Here is a 16,964-nt window from a genome sequence, read left to right as displayed (position 1 = left end):
GTCGGCCGGAAAAAAACACCGGCCTCGACGAGGATGACTAAAATATCTGCATCCGGCCGGTTGGCGAACGCATGTCCCGCATGCGCCAACCGCTTGGTCGGCACCTCAAGACGTCTTGTCGAACAATTCCCGCCCGATCAGCATGCGCCGGATCTCGCTGGTGCCGGCGCCGATCTCGTAGAGCTTGGCGTCGCGCAGCAGCCGCCCGGTCGCATAGTCGTTGATGTAGCCGTTGCCGCCGAGCAGCTGGATCGCATCGAGCGCACATTGCGTCGCCTTTTCGGCGGCGAACAGAATCGCGCCCGCCGCGTCCTCGCGCGTGGTCTCGCCGCGATCGCAGGCCTTGGCCACCGCATAGACATAGGCGCGCGCGGCGTTCATCGTCGTGTACATGTCGGCGACCTTGCCCTGCACGAGCTGGAAGGTGCCGATCGGCTGGCCGAACTGCTTGCGCTCATGCACGTAAGGCAGCACAGCGTCCATGCAGGCCTGCATGATGCCGAGCGGACCTGCGGCGAGCACCGCGCGCTCGTAGTCGAGGCCACTCATCAGCACGTTGACGCCGCGGCCGACCTGCCCCAGCACGTTCTCCTCCGGCACCTCGCAATCCTCGAACACCAGCTCGCAGGTGTCGGAGCCGCGCATTCCGAGCTTGTCGAGCTTCTGCGCGGTCGAGAAGCCCTTCATGCCCTTCTCGATGATGAAGGCAGTGATGCCGCGCGGCCCGCCCTGCGGATCAGTCTTGGCATAGACCACCAGCGTTTCCGCGATCGGACCGTTGGTGATCCACATCTTGTTGCCGTTGAGGACGAAGCGATCACCCTTTTTGTCGGCGCGCGTCTTCATCGACACCACGTCGGAGCCGGCCTGCGGCTCGGACATCGCCAGCGACCCGACATGCTCGCCCGAGATCAGCTTGGGCAGATATTTGCGCTTCTGCGCCTCGTTGCCGTTGCGGCGGATCTGGTTGACGCAGAGATTGGAGTGGGCGCCGTAGGACAGGCCGACCGAGGCCGAGGCGCGCGAGATCTCCTCCATGGCGATGCAGTGCTCGAGATAGCCGAGACCCGCCCCGCCATACTCCTCCTCGACGGTGATGCCGTGCAGGCCGAGCTCGCCGATGCGGGGCCAGAGGTCGCGCGGAAACTGGTTGGAGCGGTCGATCTCGGCGGCGCGCGGCGCGATCTGCTCCTGCGAAAAGCTCGCCACCGTCTCGCGGATTGCGTCCGCAGTCTCGCCGAGATCGAAATTGAACATGCGCTGCGCGTTGGCGATCATGGGGCGGCCTCCTGCTAGTCTTCTGCTTTGCAACAATCGCTCAAAGCCATATTCCGTGACGTGGCGCTTGTCACGCCCGACGTCCGGACAAATACCAGCGTTGCGACGCAAGACCGGCCCGGCGGCCCAAACTCCGCGCTTGCCCCGCGCTCCCGGGCAGGATGTAATCGCGCCCGACATCGCCGGACAGCTAGAATCCGGCCATCAGGGAGACGTCCATGCACGGGACCACCACGACGGCCGAGGCACAGCGACACGCCGCAGCAGGCGAGCGCGTCAACGACGCGGCCGCCAGTCGCGCCGCATCGTTGCCGCTCGCCGAATTCGACCCCGGTCATCCGGAGTTGTTCCGTACCGACACGCACTGGCCCTATTTCGACCGGCTGCGTCGCGAGGATCCGGTGCACTACTGCAAGGAGTCCATGTTCGGCCCCTACTGGTCGATCACCCGCTACGACGACATCATGGAGATCGAGACCAACCACGCGGTGTTCTCCTCGGCGTCCGCGCTCGGCGGCATCACCATTCGCGACGTCGACCCCGACCTGCGCCGTGAGAGCTTCATCGCGATGGATCCGCCGCGCCATGCCGCGCAGCGCAAGACCGTGGCGCCGATGTTCACGCCGACACATCTCGACGAGCTCGCGATCAACATCCGCAAGCGCTCCGCCGAATGCCTGGACAATCTGCCTGTTGGCGAGGTGTTCGACTGGGTCGATCGTGTCTCGATCGAGCTGACCACGCAGATGCTGGCGGTGCTGTTCGACTTCCCCTGGGAGGACCGCCGCAAGCTGACGCGCTGGTCGGATATCGCGACCACCATCCCGGGTCCGGACGGGCTGGTCGCGACCGAGGATGAAAGGCAGGCCGAGCTGATGGACTGCGCGCGCTATTTCGCGCGGCTCTGGCAGGAGCGCGTCAACCAGCCGCCGAAGAGCGACCTGCTGTCGATGATGGCCCACAGCGAGGCGACGCGGAACATGGATCCGAAGAACTTCCTCGGCAATCTCGTGCTCCTGATTGTCGGCGGCAACGACACCACGCGCAACACCATGTCCGGCAGCATCTATGCGCTCAGCCAGAACCCGGATCAGTACCGCAAGCTCAAGGATAACCCCGCGCTGATCGACAGCTTCGTCCCCGAGGTCATCCGCTGGCAGACCCCGCTCGCCCACATGCGCCGCACAGCGCTTTTCGACATCGAGTTCCGTGGCAAGCAGATCAAGAAAGGCGACAAGGTCGTGATGTGGTATGTCTCGGGCAACCGCGACGAGGCCGCCATCGAACGCCCCTACGACTTCATCATCGACCGTATCAGACCGCGTCAGCATCTGTCGTTCGGCTTCGGCATCCACCGCTGCGTTGGCTTGCGATTGGCCGAACTGCAACTCAAGATCATCTGGGAGGAAATCCTGAAGCGATTCGATCATATCGACGTGATGGAGGAGCCAAAGCGGGTCTATTCGAGCTTCGTGAAGGGATATGAGGCATTGCCGGTCAGGATTGCGGCTTAAGTTGTATTGAAGACGAATCGGGTCCGACACGAACGGTCCCGTAGGGTGGGCAAAGGCGGTCGCGCATAGCGCGAACGCTGTGCCCACCATCTTTCGATTGGCGCGAAACGCGGTGGGCACGCTTCGCTTTGCCCACCCTACGCGTCCTGCTCGCGACGACAGGCGAGCAGACTTATGACTTGTCTCGATTGTCGAGCGACTGTTTAGCAAAGGACGCCCCCCATGACCGCCCAGGCCGCGCTTCGCTCCGATAAGGCCGATCTGCTGCGCGACGCGCGCCTCGAGGCCTATTCCACCCCGATCGAGGACTTCCATCCTGGCGCACCACGGCTGTTCCAGAACGACACGATCTGGCCGTGGTTCGAGCGGCTGCGCAAGGAGGCGCCGGTGCACTACTGCACCAAGGCGCCAATCGAGCCCTATTGGTCGGTGACGCGCTATCACGACATCATGCATGTCGACACCAACCACGCGATCTTCTCCTCGGACGTCAGCAATGGCGGGATCATGATCCGAGACGTGCCGCCCGGATACGAATGGCCGAGCTTCATCGCGATGGACGAGCCTGTTCATGGCGAGCAGCGCAAGACGGTGTCGCCGATGTTCACGCCCGACCATCTCGACCAGATGGCGGTGCTGATCCGCGAGCGCTCGGCCAAGGTGCTGGATTCGCTGCCGCGCAACGAGACCTTCAACTGGGTCGAGAAGGTCTCGATCGAGCTGACCACGCAGATGCTGGCGACCCTGTTCGATTTCCCGTTCGAGGAACGCCGCAAGCTGACGCGCTGGTCCGACGTCTCGACCGCGCTGCCCAAAAGCGGCATCGTCTCGTCGGAGGAGGAGCGCCGCCGCGAGCTCGGCGAATGCGCCGAGACCTTCGGCCGGATGTGGAAGGCGCGCCAGGCCGAGCCTGGCCGCGACCTGATCTCGATGATGGCGCATAGCGAGGCGACGCGGCACATGACGCCGGACAATCTGATGGGCAACCTGATCCTGCTCATCGTCGGCGGCAACGACACCACGCGCAACACCATGACGGCATCGGTGCTGGCGCTGAACGAGAACCCGGCCGAGTATCAGAAGCTGCGCGACAATCCGGCGCTGATCGAGACCATGGTGCCTGAGGTGATCCGCTGGCAGACGCCGCTCGCCCACATGCGCCGCACCGCGCTGGTCGATACCGAGCTCGGCGGGAAGACGATCAAGAAGGGCGACCGCGTCGTGATGTGGTACGTCTCGGGCAACCGCGACGGGGAGGTGATCGAGAATCCGGACGCCTTCATCATCGACCGCAAGCGGCCGCGCATCCATTTGTCATTCGGCTTCGGCATCCATCGCTGCGTCGGCATGCGGCTCGCCGAGCTGCAGCTGCGCATCGTCTGGCAGGAGATCCTCAAGCGCTTCGACCGTATCGAGGTCGTGGGCGAGCCGAAGCGGGTCTATTCCAGCTTCGTGCGCGGCTACGAGAGCCTGCCGGTGCGGATTCCCGGGTGAGCTCCAGTCGACCTCTTCCAAATGGACACTCGTTCAGTCGACCGAATTCGGGCCTCATGGTTCGAGACGCCGCTACGCGGCTCCTCACCATGAGGGTGAAGGCCCGCCTGGATGAGCGAGGCTCCAGACCCTCATGGTGAGGAGCGCCGCTTGCGGCGCGTCTCGAACCGTGGGGCCTTAGCTGCCTATAACGGCATGGCTGGGTCCACCGGGATTCAATGGGCTTCGACGGTCGTTTCTGGCTAAATCATCCGCTGCACCACGGGTGCACACGAACCACAGGACGCCATGGCCGCTTCCGATACACCAAGCCCCAGCCCCGACTGGCCGCTCGCCATCTACCAGGCACTGAAGGCGGCTGACGTCCGGCAGCTCTGCTACGTCCCCGATGCCGGCCATTCCCGCCTGATCAGCCTCGCCCATGACGATCCCGCGATCGCCACCACGGTCCTCACCACCGAGGAGGAAGGTATCGCGCTCTCCGCCGGCGCCTGGCTCGGCGGCCAGCGCGCAGTGCTCCTGATGCAGTCGAGCGGCGTCGGCAATTGCGTCAACATGCTGTCGCTGCTGGCGAGCTGCCGCTTCCCGTTCCTCAGCTTCGTGACCATGCGCGGCGAATGGGCCGAGTTCAATCCGTGGCAGGTGCCGATGGGCAAAGCGACGCAGGCGGCTTTCGAGATCATGGGCGTCACGGTGTTCCGGCTCGGGCGTCCCGAGGACGCCGGCGAGATGGCGGCCGCTGCAGCGAGGCTCGCGTTCGACAGCGACCAGCCGATCGCGGTGCTGATCTCCCAGCGCATGATCGGCGCCAAGAAATGGACGGAGAGCAAGTGATGAGCGCACCGCTCGATCGTCGCGCCGCGGTGACGGCCCTGCTCGCTGACCGCGGCGACCTGCTGGTCGTCAGCGGTCTCGGCTCGTCTTCCTACGACGTGTTCGCCGCCGGCGATCATCCGGCGAACTTCTATCTCTGGGGCGCAATGGGCGGCGCCGTCATGATCGGCCTTGGCCTTGCGCTGGCGCAGCCGTCGCGGCCGGTCGTCGTGATCACCGGCGATGGCGAGCAACTGATGGGGCTCGGCAGCCTCGCGACCTCGGCGGCGAAGCAGCCGAAGAACCTCTCGATCGTCGTGCTCGACAACGCCCATTTCGGCGAGACCGGGATGCAGATGAGTCATTCCGGGCTCGGCGCGAAGCTGGAGCTGATTGCCGCGGGCGCCGGCTTTCCCTCGGTGAGCACGATCGAAACGCGTGCCGCACTCGACGCCTTCCGGCCGAAGCTGCGCGATCGGCAGGGTCCGCATTTCGCCCGCGTGACGATCTCGACCGATCATGTCGACCGCGCGTTGCCGCCGCGCGACGGCGTTTTCCTGAAGAACCGCTTTCGCGGCCATCTCGGATTTCCCGTCAGCTAGAACGCCATCGCGGCGCGGGCGCGCCATGCCGCTGTGGCGGGGCCGGACGCGCGCGGCGTGGTCATTCCCTGCTTGCCAAGGCTGGCATGCTTCGTCATAGGCTATGACGAACAAGCATAGGGAGACCGCGGGGCCGCGCGACAGCGGTCCGCGGAGCAGCGCATGACCGAACACCATCCGCACGACGATTATGCCGACATCCGCGACGCGGTGGCAAAGCTCTGCGCCCAGTTCCCCGGTGAGTATTGGCGCAAGCTCGATCGCGAGATGGCCTACCCGTCCGCCTTCGTGGATGCGCTGACACAGGCCGGCTATCTCTCCGTGCTGATCCCCGAGGAATATGGCGGCGCCGGCCTGAAGCTGTCGGCGGCGGCGGCGATCCTCGAAGAGATCCAGCGCGCCGGCTGCAATGGCGGCGGCTGTCATGCCCAGATGTACACGATGGGCACGGTGCTGCGTCATGGCAATGCCGAGCAGAAGGCCAAGTGGCTGCCAAAAGTCGCGAGCGGCGAATTGCGGCTGCAGGCGTTCGGCGTGACCGAGCCGACCTCGGGCACCGACACATCGTCGCTGAAGACCTTCGCCAGGCGCGACGGCGACAGCTACGTCGTCAACGGCCAGAAGATCTGGACCAGCCGCGCCGAATATTCCGACCTGATGATCCTCTTGGCGCGCACCACGCCGAAGGACCAGGCGCAGAAGCGCACCGACGGCCTCTCCGTCTTCATCGTCGACATGCGCGAGGCCAAGAAGGCCGGGCTCGCCATCCGCCCCATCCGGACCATGATGAACCACGCCACGACGGAAGTCTTCTTCACCGACATGCGGGTGCCGGCGGAGAACCTGATCGGCGAGGAAGGCAAGGGCTTCCGCTACATCCTCTCCGGCATGAACGCCGAGCGCATCCTGATCGCGGCCGAATGCGTCGGCGATGCCAAATGGTTCATCGCCAAGGCCACCGCCTATGCCAAGGAGCGCGTCGTGTTCGGCCGCCCGATCGGCCAGAACCAGGGCATCCAGTTCCCGATCGCCAAGGCCTATGCGTCGATGCGCGCGGCCGAGCTGATGGTCAAGGAAGCGACCCGCAAATACGAGGCGGGGCTCGATTGCGGCGCCGAGGCCAATATGGCCAAGATGCTGGCGGCCGATGCGTCGTTCGAGGCGGCCAATGCCTGCATCCAGACCCATGGCGGCTTCGGCTTCGCCGAGGAATACGACGTGGAGCGCAAATTCCGCGAGACGCGGCTATATCAGGTGGCGCCGATCTCGACCAACCTCATCCTGTCCTACGTCGCCGAGCACGTGCTCGGCATGCCCAGGTCGTATTGAGGTCCTGCCATGCTGCCGCTTGAAGGGATCATTGTCGTCGCCGTCGAGCAGGCGGTGGCCGCGCCGTTCTGCTCGTCGCGCCTCGCCGATGCCGGCGCCCATGTCATCAAGATCGAACGGCCCGAGGGCGATTTCGCCCGAGGCTACGACGCCGCCGCCAAGGGCCAGAGCAGCTACTTCGTCTGGCTCAACCGCGGCAAGGACTCCGTCATCGTCGACCTTTCAAAACCGGAAGGTCGCGCCGAGCTGGAGAAGCTGATCGCCGGCGCCGACGTTCTCTTGCAGAACCTCAAGCCCGGCTCGATGGACAGAATGGGCTTCGCCCGCGAGCGGCTGCGCCAGGACTATCCGAAGCTGATCTGCTGCACCATCACCGGCTACGGCGACTCCGGTCCCTATGCCGACCGCAAGGCCTATGACCTGCTGATCCAGGCCGAGAGCGGACTGGCCTCGATCACCGGCGGCCCCGACGGTCCGTCGCGGGTCGGCATGTCGATCGTCGACGTCGCGACCGGCGCGACGGCGCATGCCGCGATCCTGGAGGCGCTGATCAGGCGCGGCCGCACCAATGAGGGCGCCGATATCAGGATCTCGATGTTCGACGTGATGGCCGACTGGCTCACCGTGCCGCTGCTCAACGCGGAAGCCGGCAACGCGCCGAAGCGCATCGGCCTCGCCCATCCCTCGATCGCGCCCTATGGCGTGTTCACCTCGAAAGACGGCAAGGACATCCTGATCTCGATCCAGAGCGAGCGCGAGTGGAAGACGCTGTGCGCCAAGGTGCTGGACCAGCCGGCCCTGCCCGACGACCCGCGCTTCGCCAACATGGTCGAACGCGTGCGCAATCGTGCGCTGACCGACGGCATCGTCGCCGAGCGCTTCGCGGCATTGTCGCGCGACGCGCTGCTGGCCAAGCTCGCCGCGGCCGACATCGCCTTCGCCGAGGTCAATAGCATGGCGGATCTCTCGGTCCATCCGCATCTGCGGCGCATCGAGGTGAACACGCCGAACGGCGTCGTCAGCTATCCCGCGCCGGCGGCGATCGTGGTCGGCGAGGACAGGCATTACGGCGCCGTGCCCGCGATCGGCGAGGCCGCTTCGCCCCATCAGCGCAAGGGATGATCATGACGGACACGCTCGATCTCGACCATCTCCGGCAATGGGTCGGCCGCAGCGCCGAGGCGACCGACATCGTCACCGCGCAGCTCACCAAGGGCCTGCGCGCGACGCTGTTCCAGGACATCGGCGAGCCGACAACCGGCGACATCGCGCCCTACACGGTGCATTGGTGCCTGGGCCAGCCCGTGTTTCCGCACGATCAGCTCGGCCCCGACGGCCATCCCACCCGCGGCGGCTTCCTGCCGCCGGTACCCTTGCCGCGCCGCATGTGGGCGGGCGGCGAGGTGCAGTTCATCGATCCCTTGCGCGTCGGCGATGTCGCCACCCGCGTCTCGACGATCTCAGACGTCACCCTGAAGAGCGGTTCGACCGGCCAGCTCTGCTTCGTCGCCGTCGAGCACGTCGTGACCACGCCGCGCGGCGTCGCGATCCGCGAGCGCCAGGACATCGTCTATCGCGACATGGGCGGCGCGCAGGCTGCGCCGGCAAAAGCGCCGCCGCCTCCACCGGTCGCGCAGCACAGCGAGACGCGTATCTCCGATGCCGTGCTGCTGTTTCGCTATTCCGCCCTGACCTTCAACGGCCATCGCATCCATTACGACCGCGACTACGTCACCAGGGTCGAAGGCTATCCGGGCCTGATCTTCCACGGACCTTTGCAGGCCGCGCTGCTGGTCGAGTTCGCCGCTAGGCTCAAGGGCAAGCCGCCGGCCAAGTTCGCCTATCGCGGCGTGCAGCCTTTGTTCGAGGGCAGCGCGTTCTCGGTGAATGCGAATGACAAGGATGGCGGCCTGGAGCTGTGGACCGCCAACGCCGAGCGCCAGCCGACGATGAAGGGCACCGCGAATTGGTGAAGTCGGTCTCGTCATTGCGAGCGAAGCGACGCAATCCAGAGTTCCACCCGCGACTCTGGATTGCTTCGTCGCTTCGCTCCTCGCAATGACGGTCATTCGAGGAAACGCCGTGCCAAAAACCACAAGAACAACAACCAAACCCGTCACCGTCAAGCAGGCCACGTTCGAACTGCTGCGCGCGTTCGGCATCAAAAAAGTCTTCGGCAATCCCGGCTCGACCGAGCTGCCCTTCCTCAGCGACTGGCCCGACGACATCGACTACGTGCTCGGCCTGCAGGAGGCCTCGGTGGTCGGCATGGCCGACGGCTATGCCCAGGCGACGCGCAATGCCGGCTTCGTCAATCTGCATTCGGCGGCCGGCGTCGGCAACGCGCTCGGCAACATCTACACCGCGCATCGCAACCAGACGCCGCTGGTGATCACCGCCGGCCAGCAGGCGCGCGCGATCCTGCCGCTGCAGGCCTTTCTCTATGCCGAGCGTCCGTCCGAATTCCCGCGCCCCTACGTCAAATACAGCGTCGAGCCGGCGCGGCCGCAGGACGTGCCCGCTGCGATCGCCCGCGCCTACTACACCGCGATGCAGCCGCCCTGCGGGCCGACCTTCGTCTCGATCCCGATCGACGACTGGATGCATCCGGCGCAGCCCGTTGCCGCGCGCAAGGTCAGCCGTGAGCTCGGCCCCGATCGCGCCGCGATGGACGAACTGGCGGGCGCGCTCGCCGCCGCGAAGAATCCCGCGCTCGTGGTCGGCCCCGGCATCGACCGCGCCGGCTGCGTCGAACTGATGGTCGAGGTCGCCGAGAAGGCCAAGGCCGCGGTCTGGGTCAGCCCGTTCTCGGCGCGCTGCGCGTTTCCCGAGCGCCATCCGCAATTCCAGGGCTTTCTGCACGCCTCGCCCGGACAATTGTCCGACGCCCTGAAGCCGCACGACCTCGTCGTCGTGATCGGCGCCCCGGTGTTCACCTTCCATGTCGAGGGCCATGCCGCGATCTTCGACGGCGCCACCACGCTCTATCAGGTCACCGACGATGCCGAAGGCGCCGCCGTGCCGCCGATCGGCACCAGCATCATTGCCACCATGCGGCCGGCGCTGGAGCTGTTGCTGGAGTTGCTGCCGGAGACCAGGCGCGCGGCGCCGAAGGGCCGCGTGCTGCCGGCCGCGCCGAAGCGGGCCGATCCGATCCCGGTCGACTATCTCCTGCATACGCTGGCGCAGGCGCTTCCGGCGGGCAGCGCCGTGGTCGAGGAGATCCCCTCGCATCGGCCGCTGATGCACAATTACATGCCGATGCCCGGCGCGGATTCGTTCTACACGATGGCGAGCGGCGGGCTCGGCTACAGCCTGCCGGCGGCGGTCGGTATGGCGCTGGGGCGCACCGCGGGCCGCACGGTGTGCCTGATCGGCGACGGCTCGGCGATGTATTCGCTGCAGGCGCTGTGGACCGCCACGCAGCGCAGGCTGCCGCTGACGGTCGTCGTCATCAACAATTCCGGCTATGGCGCGATGCGCTCGTTCAGCCAGGTCATGCAGGTGCGCAACGTGCCCGGGCTCGAGCTGCCCGGCCTCGATTTCGTCAAGCTCGCGGAAGGCATGGGCTGCGATGCAGTGCGCGTGAGCAATGCCGCCGAGCTCGCCAGTGCGCTGACGCGAGCCCTCGCACATGCCGGCACGAGCCTCGTCGAGGTGATGGTCGACGCCGCGGTCCCGCTGCTCTACGCCCGGAAGGGCTGATCCGACGTTCGCACAGCGGACGACTTGTCAATCATGACATATGCGACAATGCGTCGCATCTTCAATGGCGGCAGCATGGCTCGCCGCGAAATGCTCATCGGCCCGCCGCAACCGTGCAACCGGCGTACCGACGGCAACCGCTTGTTTCAAAAGCTTTCTGTTCCCCTGCGCCATCTCGTCGCGGCCGGCTCGCCGCAAACATCGCGAAATCCTGCCGTCAGCTTGCAGGCGGACGCCTTGCTGCTTGCAAGGTCCGACCATGCTGCAAGCCAAAATCATTTTCAAAAGGTTCCATCATCCAATCCAGCGTACCAAGGGAGTTGAGCTGATGGCGGACAAGAAGAACCTTCAAACCGCAGCGTCGAGGACCGATCTCTATCGCCATGTCAGCGTGCTGGCCCTGATGACCGCCCTGACGATGATGGCGCTGCCGCATCAGGCCAATGCGCAGGCCATGACCACCGCCCTTGCCACTTCGGCCACCACGAACGCCGCCGCGAAGGCGGCGCAGGATGCGGCGGCGAAGGCCGCAGCCGCTGCCGCCGCCAAGGCGGCGCAGGACGCCGCTGCCAAGGCTGCGGCGAAGGCGGCGAGCGATGCCGCTGCAAAGGCGGCAGCTAACGCCGCTGCAAAGGCTGCAACCAACGCCGCCGCCAAGGCCGCAGCCGACGCCGCTTCAAAGGCCGCCGCCAACGCCGCCGCAAAGGCCGCGACCAGCGCCGCCGCCAAGGCGGCCACCACGGCCGCAGCAACGGCAGCCGCCACCGCAGCGAGCACGGCAGCCAAGACCGCCGCCGCAACCCCGACGGCCACGGTTGCAACGGCCAGCACCGCGGCCAAGCCCGTCGCGGCCACCACTACGGCGGCCAGCACAGCCAAGCCCGCCGCGGCCGCCACCGCGGCAACGACGACGACTGGCACGGCCAAGACTGCAACCGCGACCACCACGGGCACGAGCACGAGCGCTGCCAAGCCGGCCGCGGCCGCCGCAGCGGCGGCAACCACCACTGTCGCCCTCGCAAAGGCCACCGCCACGCCTGCCGCCGCAGCAACCCCGGCCAAGGCGGCTGCCGCGGCGTCGAGCAGCACCGATGCCGTCGCCAAGGCCAACGCGGCGGCCGCGGCCGCCGCGCAGACCGCCGCCGCCGCCGAGGCGCAGGTCGCCGCCGACCGCAAGGCGATCGATGTCGCGCGTCAGGCCGAGCAGAACGCACGAGGCGCCGCGATCGAGGCCCAGGAGCAGGCCGAGAAGAACCCAACCGCGGCCAACCAGGCGGCGGCGACGGCGAATGCCGCGAAGCTGACGGCCGCCTCGGCCGCGCTGCAGGCGGCCTTCCAGAAGCTCGACAAGGACATCGACGTCTCCAACGAGGCCAAGGAAGCCGCCAACGCCGCCAAGGACACGGCGCGCGAGACCGCCGAGGCCGCCGCGAAGGCGGCCCAGCAGGCCGGCCAGGCCGCCGGAAACGCCAACAATGGTGGCAACGCCAACAATGGCGGCAATGCCAACAATGGCGGAGCGGCGGCCGGCAACGGCGGCAACAACAACAATAACAACAACCAGCAGAACCAGGCGGCCCAGGAAGCCGCCGAGCAGGCCGCGCTGCAGGCGGCGTTGAAGACCGGCGAGCAGGCCCGCGCGGTCGCCCAGCAGAAGACCCAGGCCGCGCAGGCGGCTGCGACCCAGAACCAGAAGACGGTCGAGGCCGCGCTGAACCAGAAGATCGGCACGATCGATGCGACGGTGGAAGCGGCCGAGCAGAAGGTGAATGCCGACCGGCAGGCCCTGGAGCAGGCGCGTCAGGCGGCACAGCAGGCCAAGCAGGATGCGCAGGAGGCCGCCGAGGTCCTCGAGCGTGCCAACAATGCGGCCAACCAGGCCGCGCTGGCGGCGGCCCAGGCCAAGGCGCAGACCACCGCCAACGCCTTCAACCAGGCCAATGCGACGCTGAACGCCGACAACCAGGCCCTGACCCAGGCGCGCGAAACCGGCGAGCAGCAGGAGGGGGCGCTGCGCGCGACGGCTCAACAGCAGATCCAGGCCGGCTACACCGCCGCTCAGCAGGCGACCCAGGCCGCCTGGGCCGAGGCGCAGCAGATCGGCAACGCTGCGCTGGCCGCGCTCGAGCAGTAACGCGATTGCGGTCCGCGTCGCCGACCGGCAGCGCGGACCCGCTCATAACAACAAGACCATCACCAGCCACATGCCGAACCGATCGGGGACGGCGCACGCGTCGGCGACCTGACCTCACCCCGCCGCGTGAGACGCGCCCCGGTCCCCCCCACCGCCCGGCATGCCGTGCCTTGAGCCCCGCCCCCCTGCGGGGCTTTTTTTGTGCGCGACCGAGCGATCATGTCGCGGCCATCCTTCGAGCGCCGGTATCGGAGCCAGACCTCATGGTAAGGAGCGCCGCTCTTCGGCGCGTTCAGGCGATGCTCTGCATCGCCCTGAGAACCATGAGGCCCGGGACGGCGCCGCCATGGGAAGGCCATCTGCAATAGCCCTGTGGGTCGGCGGTGGTGTTGGCGACGACGGTCAGCCAAACGACCCCCATCACACGCTCAGTACTGGACACGCACGCCGACGACGCCGACCACCGCCATGAAGTTGTTGAGCGCGATGTTGGAGCGGGTCCATTCGGTGCGGACCTCGCTCTTCAGCTGAACGTTGCGGCTCATCTTGTAGGTGCCGCCGGCGGCGACGAACATGCGCTGGTCGACGCGGCCGATGCCGACGAACTGATCCTGGCCATAGCCGCCGCGCAGCGTTCCGATCAGCCACGGCTCGAACTGATGATCCATCTGCAGGATCACGTCGCGGGACAGGATGCCCGAGACGTTCATCGCCGGCGTCTCCGAGGCCTGCGAGCGCGCCACCAGCACGAAGGTCGTGGTGTCGGTCGCGGCCCATGCGAGCGTCGCATCCGCGATCACGCCGCTGACGTTCGGCATCAGCGGCGAGTCCATGCGGCGCGTGAGATAGCCGACCGAGGCTTCGCCGGTCAGCGATCCCATGTTGACGACGGCGCCGCCACGCGCGGTGATGCCGCTGGAATCGCGGCGCTGGCCGTTGAAGTCGACCTGCAGATCGTGGTTGCGCCGATCGAAGCTCATGTCGACGAACGGCGAGATGTTCGGCGTCAGCACATAGGTGACGCGGACCTGCGCGCCCGGCTGGGTGTAGTTGCGGTCCTGCGTCCGCAGCGGCACGTTGGCCGTGATGACAGCATCGTTGAAGACGACCCGGTCGGCCGATCCCTTGAACGCGATCTCGGCGGGACCGATCTTCTGCAGCACGCCGGCGCTGCCGCCGAAGCTGGTGGCCCGCGGCAGCTTGAGCGCGCCCGGAAGCGTCAAGGCGTCGTTGACGAAACGCGCCTCGCCGGTGACGGCCGTGCCCTCGGTGACGTCGTAACGCCCTTGCGCCCGCGCCTCGAAGGTCGGATGGCTGATGGAGCGGACGTTGGTGTCCTCGGTATAGGCGCCGCGGAAATCGGCGTTGAGCTGATGCCGCTCCCATTGCGAGCGGACCGCGACCTCCGTCGCCACGATCGCGACCGGCGAGCCCTGCCCACCGTTTCGCCGGGTGGGATTGGTGTCATAGCCGGCCTGGATCTCGACGGCCGGCTTCACCAGGAACGACCCGACCGTCATCCCCGTCGGATCGTAGGGCTTCGCATCGGCGGTCACCGGTTGCGGCTTCACCGTGTTCAGATTGCGATCGGGAAGAACGTCGCGGTTGCGCAGCACGGCCGCGGGCTGGGCGGCTGCCACGGTCTCGTCCGGCTTGGCCGGCGGCGCCTCGGCGGCTGCAGCGGGCTTTGCCGCGATCTGCCGTGCGGCCGGTTGCGGCGCGGCGCGTTGAGCGTCTCGCGCCGGCTCGGCCGTGGCCACGAGCCTGCCACGGGCTGGCTGAACCGCCGCGAATCCAAATCCGAAGCTGCCGACCGGAGCGCCGGGCTTGCCTGGCGCGGCCAGCGACGGCGCGCCGGCCTCCCGCACCGGACGCAACAATGCGCTCACGCCACGCGGGTCCTGGCGCATCATCAGCGTCCGGCTGTCGTTGGTGATCCGCGGAACGTTGTAGTAGATGCTGCGCGCCGTCACGTGACGGAAGAACAGCCGATCGGCGCGTCCCGGGACGACGTCCGTCGGCTTGGCCTTGATGGTCTGCTGTCCGGACGCGGCATCCACCACCATCACGGTCAAGAGCAGCACCTCGACGAGCGCGAGCGTGACCCCGCGGTGGGATCGCGTCACCATGAGCCGCTTGGTCCGCACCGCGAACGCGCCGGTCTTTTGTCGTGAATGAGCCTGCAAAGCAATGCCGGAGAGTATGCCAATATCACGCGACGACGTCAGGTCGGGGCGCCGCCGCAACGACTACGCAGCGCATGCTCGCGACGAGCTCCCCTTGCCTTGCAGATAGCCGGCAAACGTCGGCGGAAGTTTTGCCGAGCTGGGACGATTTCAGGCGAGATTGAGAGGTGTTCGCAATGAACCGCCGCGAAGCGGCGCCGCGGCATCTCCGCGTTCGCAGACAGCACTAATTAGTTGAAACGAGGACGATCGTTGCGCGGCTTCGCCAAAGTCGGCGAAATTCGGACTTCGGCATGATGTCGTTTCGACGATCATTCGCCCGAGACCGGCTTCGGCGATCGCGGGTCTTGCGCCGTTGCCGCCGTTCAGGAAGCCAAGAAGCCGCCATCGGCCGCCAGAACGTGGCCTACGACGTAGGACGACGCGTCCGACAACAACCACAGCACGGCCTCGGCGATGTCCTCAGGCTGCCCCATCCGGCGCAGCGGCAGGCCGGCGGCGACGGTCGCGACGTCGCCGACACCGGCGCGCAGCATCATGTCGGTGACGACACGTCCGGGCGCAATCGCGTTGATCCGGACGCCGCGCGGTGCCGCCTCCATCGCGGCCGATCGCGTCAGCGAAATGACGGCGGCTTTCGAGGCCGAATAGAGCGCAAGCCCCGCATTCGGATTGCGCACGCCGCTCACGGAGGCGTTGACCACGATGCATCCCCGGCCGCGCGCGTACATGATCGGCAACTGCGCGCGCAGGCACAGAAACACCGAGCGCACATTGGCGTCGAACACGTCCGCATAGACGCCGTTGCCCTGCTGCTCGATCGGCGCCCGGCGCTCCTGGACACCGGCATTGTTGAAGGCCGCATCCAGCCGGCCGTAGCGCTCCAGCACTGCCTGTACCAGGCTCGCCACGTCGTCCTCGCGCGTGACGTCGGCTTTCACCGCGAGGGCCTCGGCCCCGAGCGCCCGGCATCGTGCCGCCGTATCGGCCAGCTCGGCCTCGCGCCGCCCGGCGACGACGACCGCCTCCGCGCCGTCGGCGGCGAGCTTCAAGGCGGCGGCGCGGCCGATGCCGGAGCCGCCCCCGGTGACGAGGCAGACCTGCCCCTGCATGCGCGACGCCGCGGTCAAGCGTGCCTCGGCCGTGAGCTGCGTATCACCCATCTCCGACCCTCCGGCGATATGGCGTCGTCGATGCCACGTTGCATCGGCTATTTGTTGTATGATACAACTATATGGCAGGAGTCAAGATGCCGGATCCCGATCTCACGCTCGTCGACGACATCCGCGCCGCCTCGCGCCTGATGGTGCGCGAGCTCGGCTTCATGGAATCGACGCTGGCCGCCACCGACCTTCCGCCGTCGGCGGTCCACACCATCCTGGAGATCGGCCTGCGCGGCCCGCTGACCGCGATGCAGCTCGGCACGATCCTGCATCTCGAGAAATCCAGCATCAGCCGCATGGTCCGCAAGCTGATCGACAGCGGCGAGTTGCAGGAGACAATCGATTCCGGCGACGCCCGCATCAAGCCGCTCTGCCTCACCGCGAAGGGACGGAAGACGCTCGGCACGTTGCACGCCTTCGGCCGCCAACAGGTTCGCGGCGCCCTGTCGTCGCTGTCGAAAGCCGAGCAGCGCACGGTGTGCGAGGGCCTGTTGCTGTACGCCCGCGCGCTCGAAGCCTGGCGCGCGGCAGAGCAGGACATGCAGCCGTCGGAGCCATGAGCGCGCCCGACGGGCAGATTGCGCATACGCACCATGACGAAACTGCCCGTCGTGTTGAAATGCCGCAGCATGCGGCCTTGCGTCGTCGGGCAAATCAGGACGATCTTTCCGCGCATCCCGCCTCACCACGGAGGGGCGTTGCGCGCGATCGTCACGACACGCGAGGCGGGATGCGATGGCCGTGGC

14 protein-coding genes are annotated in these 16,964 nt (G+C 67.0%); 11 read left to right on the top strand and 3 right to left on the bottom strand.

Going from position 1 to position 16,964, the window contains the following annotated elements:
* Positions 1–105: 105 nt before the first annotated feature.
* Positions 106–1,278, bottom strand: a complete 1,173-nt coding sequence (locus QX121_RS25635) for an isovaleryl-CoA dehydrogenase (RefSeq protein WP_315734243.1) — start codon at positions 1,276–1,278, stop codon at positions 106–108.
* A 218-nt stretch (positions 1,279–1,496) separates the two neighbouring features.
* Between QX121_RS25635 and QX121_RS25630 the strand changes: the two genes are divergently transcribed.
* The 10 genes from QX121_RS25630 (at position 1,497) to QX121_RS25585 (ending at position 12,869) form a co-directional block, all read left to right on the top strand.
* Positions 1,497–2,792 (top strand): cytochrome P450, encoded by a 1,296-nt coding sequence (locus QX121_RS25630; RefSeq protein WP_315786026.1) that lies wholly within the window; start codon positions 1,497–1,499, stop codon positions 2,790–2,792.
* A gap of 222 nt (positions 2,793–3,014) precedes the next feature.
* Positions 3,015–4,286: a cytochrome P450 gene (locus QX121_RS25625; RefSeq protein WP_315775359.1), complete on the top strand. Its 1,272-nt coding sequence runs from the start codon at positions 3,015–3,017 to the stop codon at positions 4,284–4,286.
* 288 nt (positions 4,287–4,574) lie between these two features.
* Positions 4,575–5,120 carry a thiamine pyrophosphate-binding protein gene (locus QX121_RS25620; protein ID WP_315786024.1) on the top strand — a complete coding sequence of 182 codons (546 nt, stop codon included), beginning with the start codon at positions 4,575–4,577 and terminating at the stop codon, positions 5,118–5,120.
* Positions 5,120–5,701, top strand: a complete 582-nt coding sequence (locus QX121_RS25615) for a thiamine pyrophosphate-dependent enzyme (RefSeq protein ID WP_315786021.1) — start codon at positions 5,120–5,122, stop codon at positions 5,699–5,701. Before QX121_RS25620 ends, QX121_RS25615 begins: the two co-directional genes overlap by 1 nt.
* A 162-nt stretch (positions 5,702–5,863) precedes the next feature.
* Positions 5,864–7,030, top strand: coding sequence for an acyl-CoA dehydrogenase family protein (locus QX121_RS25610; protein ID WP_315786018.1), 1,167 nt, complete (start codon positions 5,864–5,866; stop codon positions 7,028–7,030).
* 9 nt (positions 7,031–7,039) lie between these two features.
* A complete protein-coding gene (locus tag QX121_RS25605; RefSeq protein ID WP_315813352.1) occupies positions 7,040–8,152 on the top strand; it encodes a CaiB/BaiF CoA-transferase family protein in 1,113 nt (370 codons plus the stop codon).
* 2 nt (positions 8,153–8,154) lie between these two features.
* Positions 8,155–9,003: a MaoC family dehydratase N-terminal domain-containing protein gene (locus QX121_RS25600; protein WP_315786014.1), complete on the top strand. Its 849-nt coding sequence runs from the start codon at positions 8,155–8,157 to the stop codon at positions 9,001–9,003.
* A gap of 109 nt (positions 9,004–9,112) precedes the next feature.
* Positions 9,113–10,735 (top strand): benzoylformate decarboxylase, encoded by a 1,623-nt coding sequence (gene mdlC / locus QX121_RS25595; RefSeq protein WP_315813351.1) that lies wholly within the window; start codon positions 9,113–9,115, stop codon positions 10,733–10,735.
* A gap of 33 nt (positions 10,736–10,768) precedes the next feature.
* Positions 10,769–11,059, top strand: a complete 291-nt coding sequence (locus tag QX121_RS25590; protein ID WP_315775366.1) for a hypothetical protein — start codon at positions 10,769–10,771, stop codon at positions 11,057–11,059.
* Positions 11,060–11,063: 4 nt separating this feature from the next.
* Entirely contained in the window at positions 11,064–12,869 is a 1,806-nt protein-coding gene (locus tag QX121_RS25585) for a hypothetical protein (protein ID WP_315813350.1), read from the top strand.
* 428 nt (positions 12,870–13,297) lie between these two features.
* Here QX121_RS25585 and QX121_RS25580 read toward each other — a convergent pair whose 3' ends face one another.
* Together QX121_RS25580 and QX121_RS25575 are read right to left on the bottom strand one after the other, a co-directional pair.
* Entirely contained in the window at positions 13,298–14,998 is a 1,701-nt protein-coding gene (locus QX121_RS25580) for an outer membrane beta-barrel protein (RefSeq protein WP_315813349.1), read from the bottom strand.
* Between the two features lie 422 nt (positions 14,999–15,420).
* Positions 15,421–16,218, bottom strand: coding sequence for an SDR family NAD(P)-dependent oxidoreductase (locus QX121_RS25575; RefSeq protein WP_315813348.1), 798 nt, complete (start codon positions 16,216–16,218; stop codon positions 15,421–15,423).
* An 86-nt stretch (positions 16,219–16,304) separates the two neighbouring features.
* Here QX121_RS25575 and QX121_RS25570 point away from each other — a divergent pair, with 86 nt between their 5' ends.
* On the top strand, positions 16,305–16,778 hold the full coding sequence (locus QX121_RS25570) for a MarR family winged helix-turn-helix transcriptional regulator (protein ID WP_315734268.1): 474 nt from the start codon (positions 16,305–16,307) through the stop codon (positions 16,776–16,778).
* Positions 16,779–16,964: the final 186 nt, after the last annotated feature.

It is taken from the genome of Bradyrhizobium sp. SZCCHNR2028 (assembly GCF_032380995.1).
Taxonomy (GTDB): Bacteria; Pseudomonadota; Alphaproteobacteria; order Rhizobiales; family Xanthobacteraceae; genus Bradyrhizobium.
Note: the sequence above shows the minus strand (reverse complement) of the source record. Positions and strands in the feature narration are given on the sequence as shown.

Bases quoted from the DNA above. Each gene is read 5' to 3' on its own strand.
- QX121_RS25635 (WP_315734243.1), bottom strand. From the start codon at position 1,278: ATGATCGCCAACGCGCAGCGCATGTTCAATTTCGATCTCGGCGAGACT.
- QX121_RS25630 (WP_315786026.1), top strand. From the start codon at position 1,497: ATGCACGGGACCACCACGACGGCCGAGGCACAGCGACACGCCGCAGCA.
- QX121_RS25625 (WP_315775359.1), top strand. From the start codon at position 3,015: ATGACCGCCCAGGCCGCGCTTCGCTCCGATAAGGCCGATCTGCTGCGC.
- QX121_RS25620 (WP_315786024.1), top strand. From the start codon at position 4,575: ATGGCCGCTTCCGATACACCAAGCCCCAGCCCCGACTGGCCGCTCGCC.
- QX121_RS25615 (WP_315786021.1), top strand. From the start codon at position 5,120: ATGAGCGCACCGCTCGATCGTCGCGCCGCGGTGACGGCCCTGCTCGCT.
- QX121_RS25610 (WP_315786018.1), top strand. From the start codon at position 5,864: ATGACCGAACACCATCCGCACGACGATTATGCCGACATCCGCGACGCG.
- QX121_RS25605 (WP_315813352.1), top strand. From the start codon at position 7,040: ATGCTGCCGCTTGAAGGGATCATTGTCGTCGCCGTCGAGCAGGCGGTG.
- QX121_RS25600 (WP_315786014.1), top strand. From the start codon at position 8,155: ATGACGGACACGCTCGATCTCGACCATCTCCGGCAATGGGTCGGCCGC.
- QX121_RS25590 (WP_315775366.1), top strand. From the start codon at position 10,769: ATGACATATGCGACAATGCGTCGCATCTTCAATGGCGGCAGCATGGCT.
- QX121_RS25585 (WP_315813350.1), top strand. From the start codon at position 11,064: ATGGCGGACAAGAAGAACCTTCAAACCGCAGCGTCGAGGACCGATCTC.
- QX121_RS25580 (WP_315813349.1), bottom strand. From the start codon at position 14,998: ATGGTGACGCGATCCCACCGCGGGGTCACGCTCGCGCTCGTCGAGGTG.
- QX121_RS25575 (WP_315813348.1), bottom strand. From the start codon at position 16,218: ATGGGTGATACGCAGCTCACGGCCGAGGCACGCTTGACCGCGGCGTCG.
- QX121_RS25570 (WP_315734268.1), top strand. From the start codon at position 16,305: ATGCCGGATCCCGATCTCACGCTCGTCGACGACATCCGCGCCGCCTCG.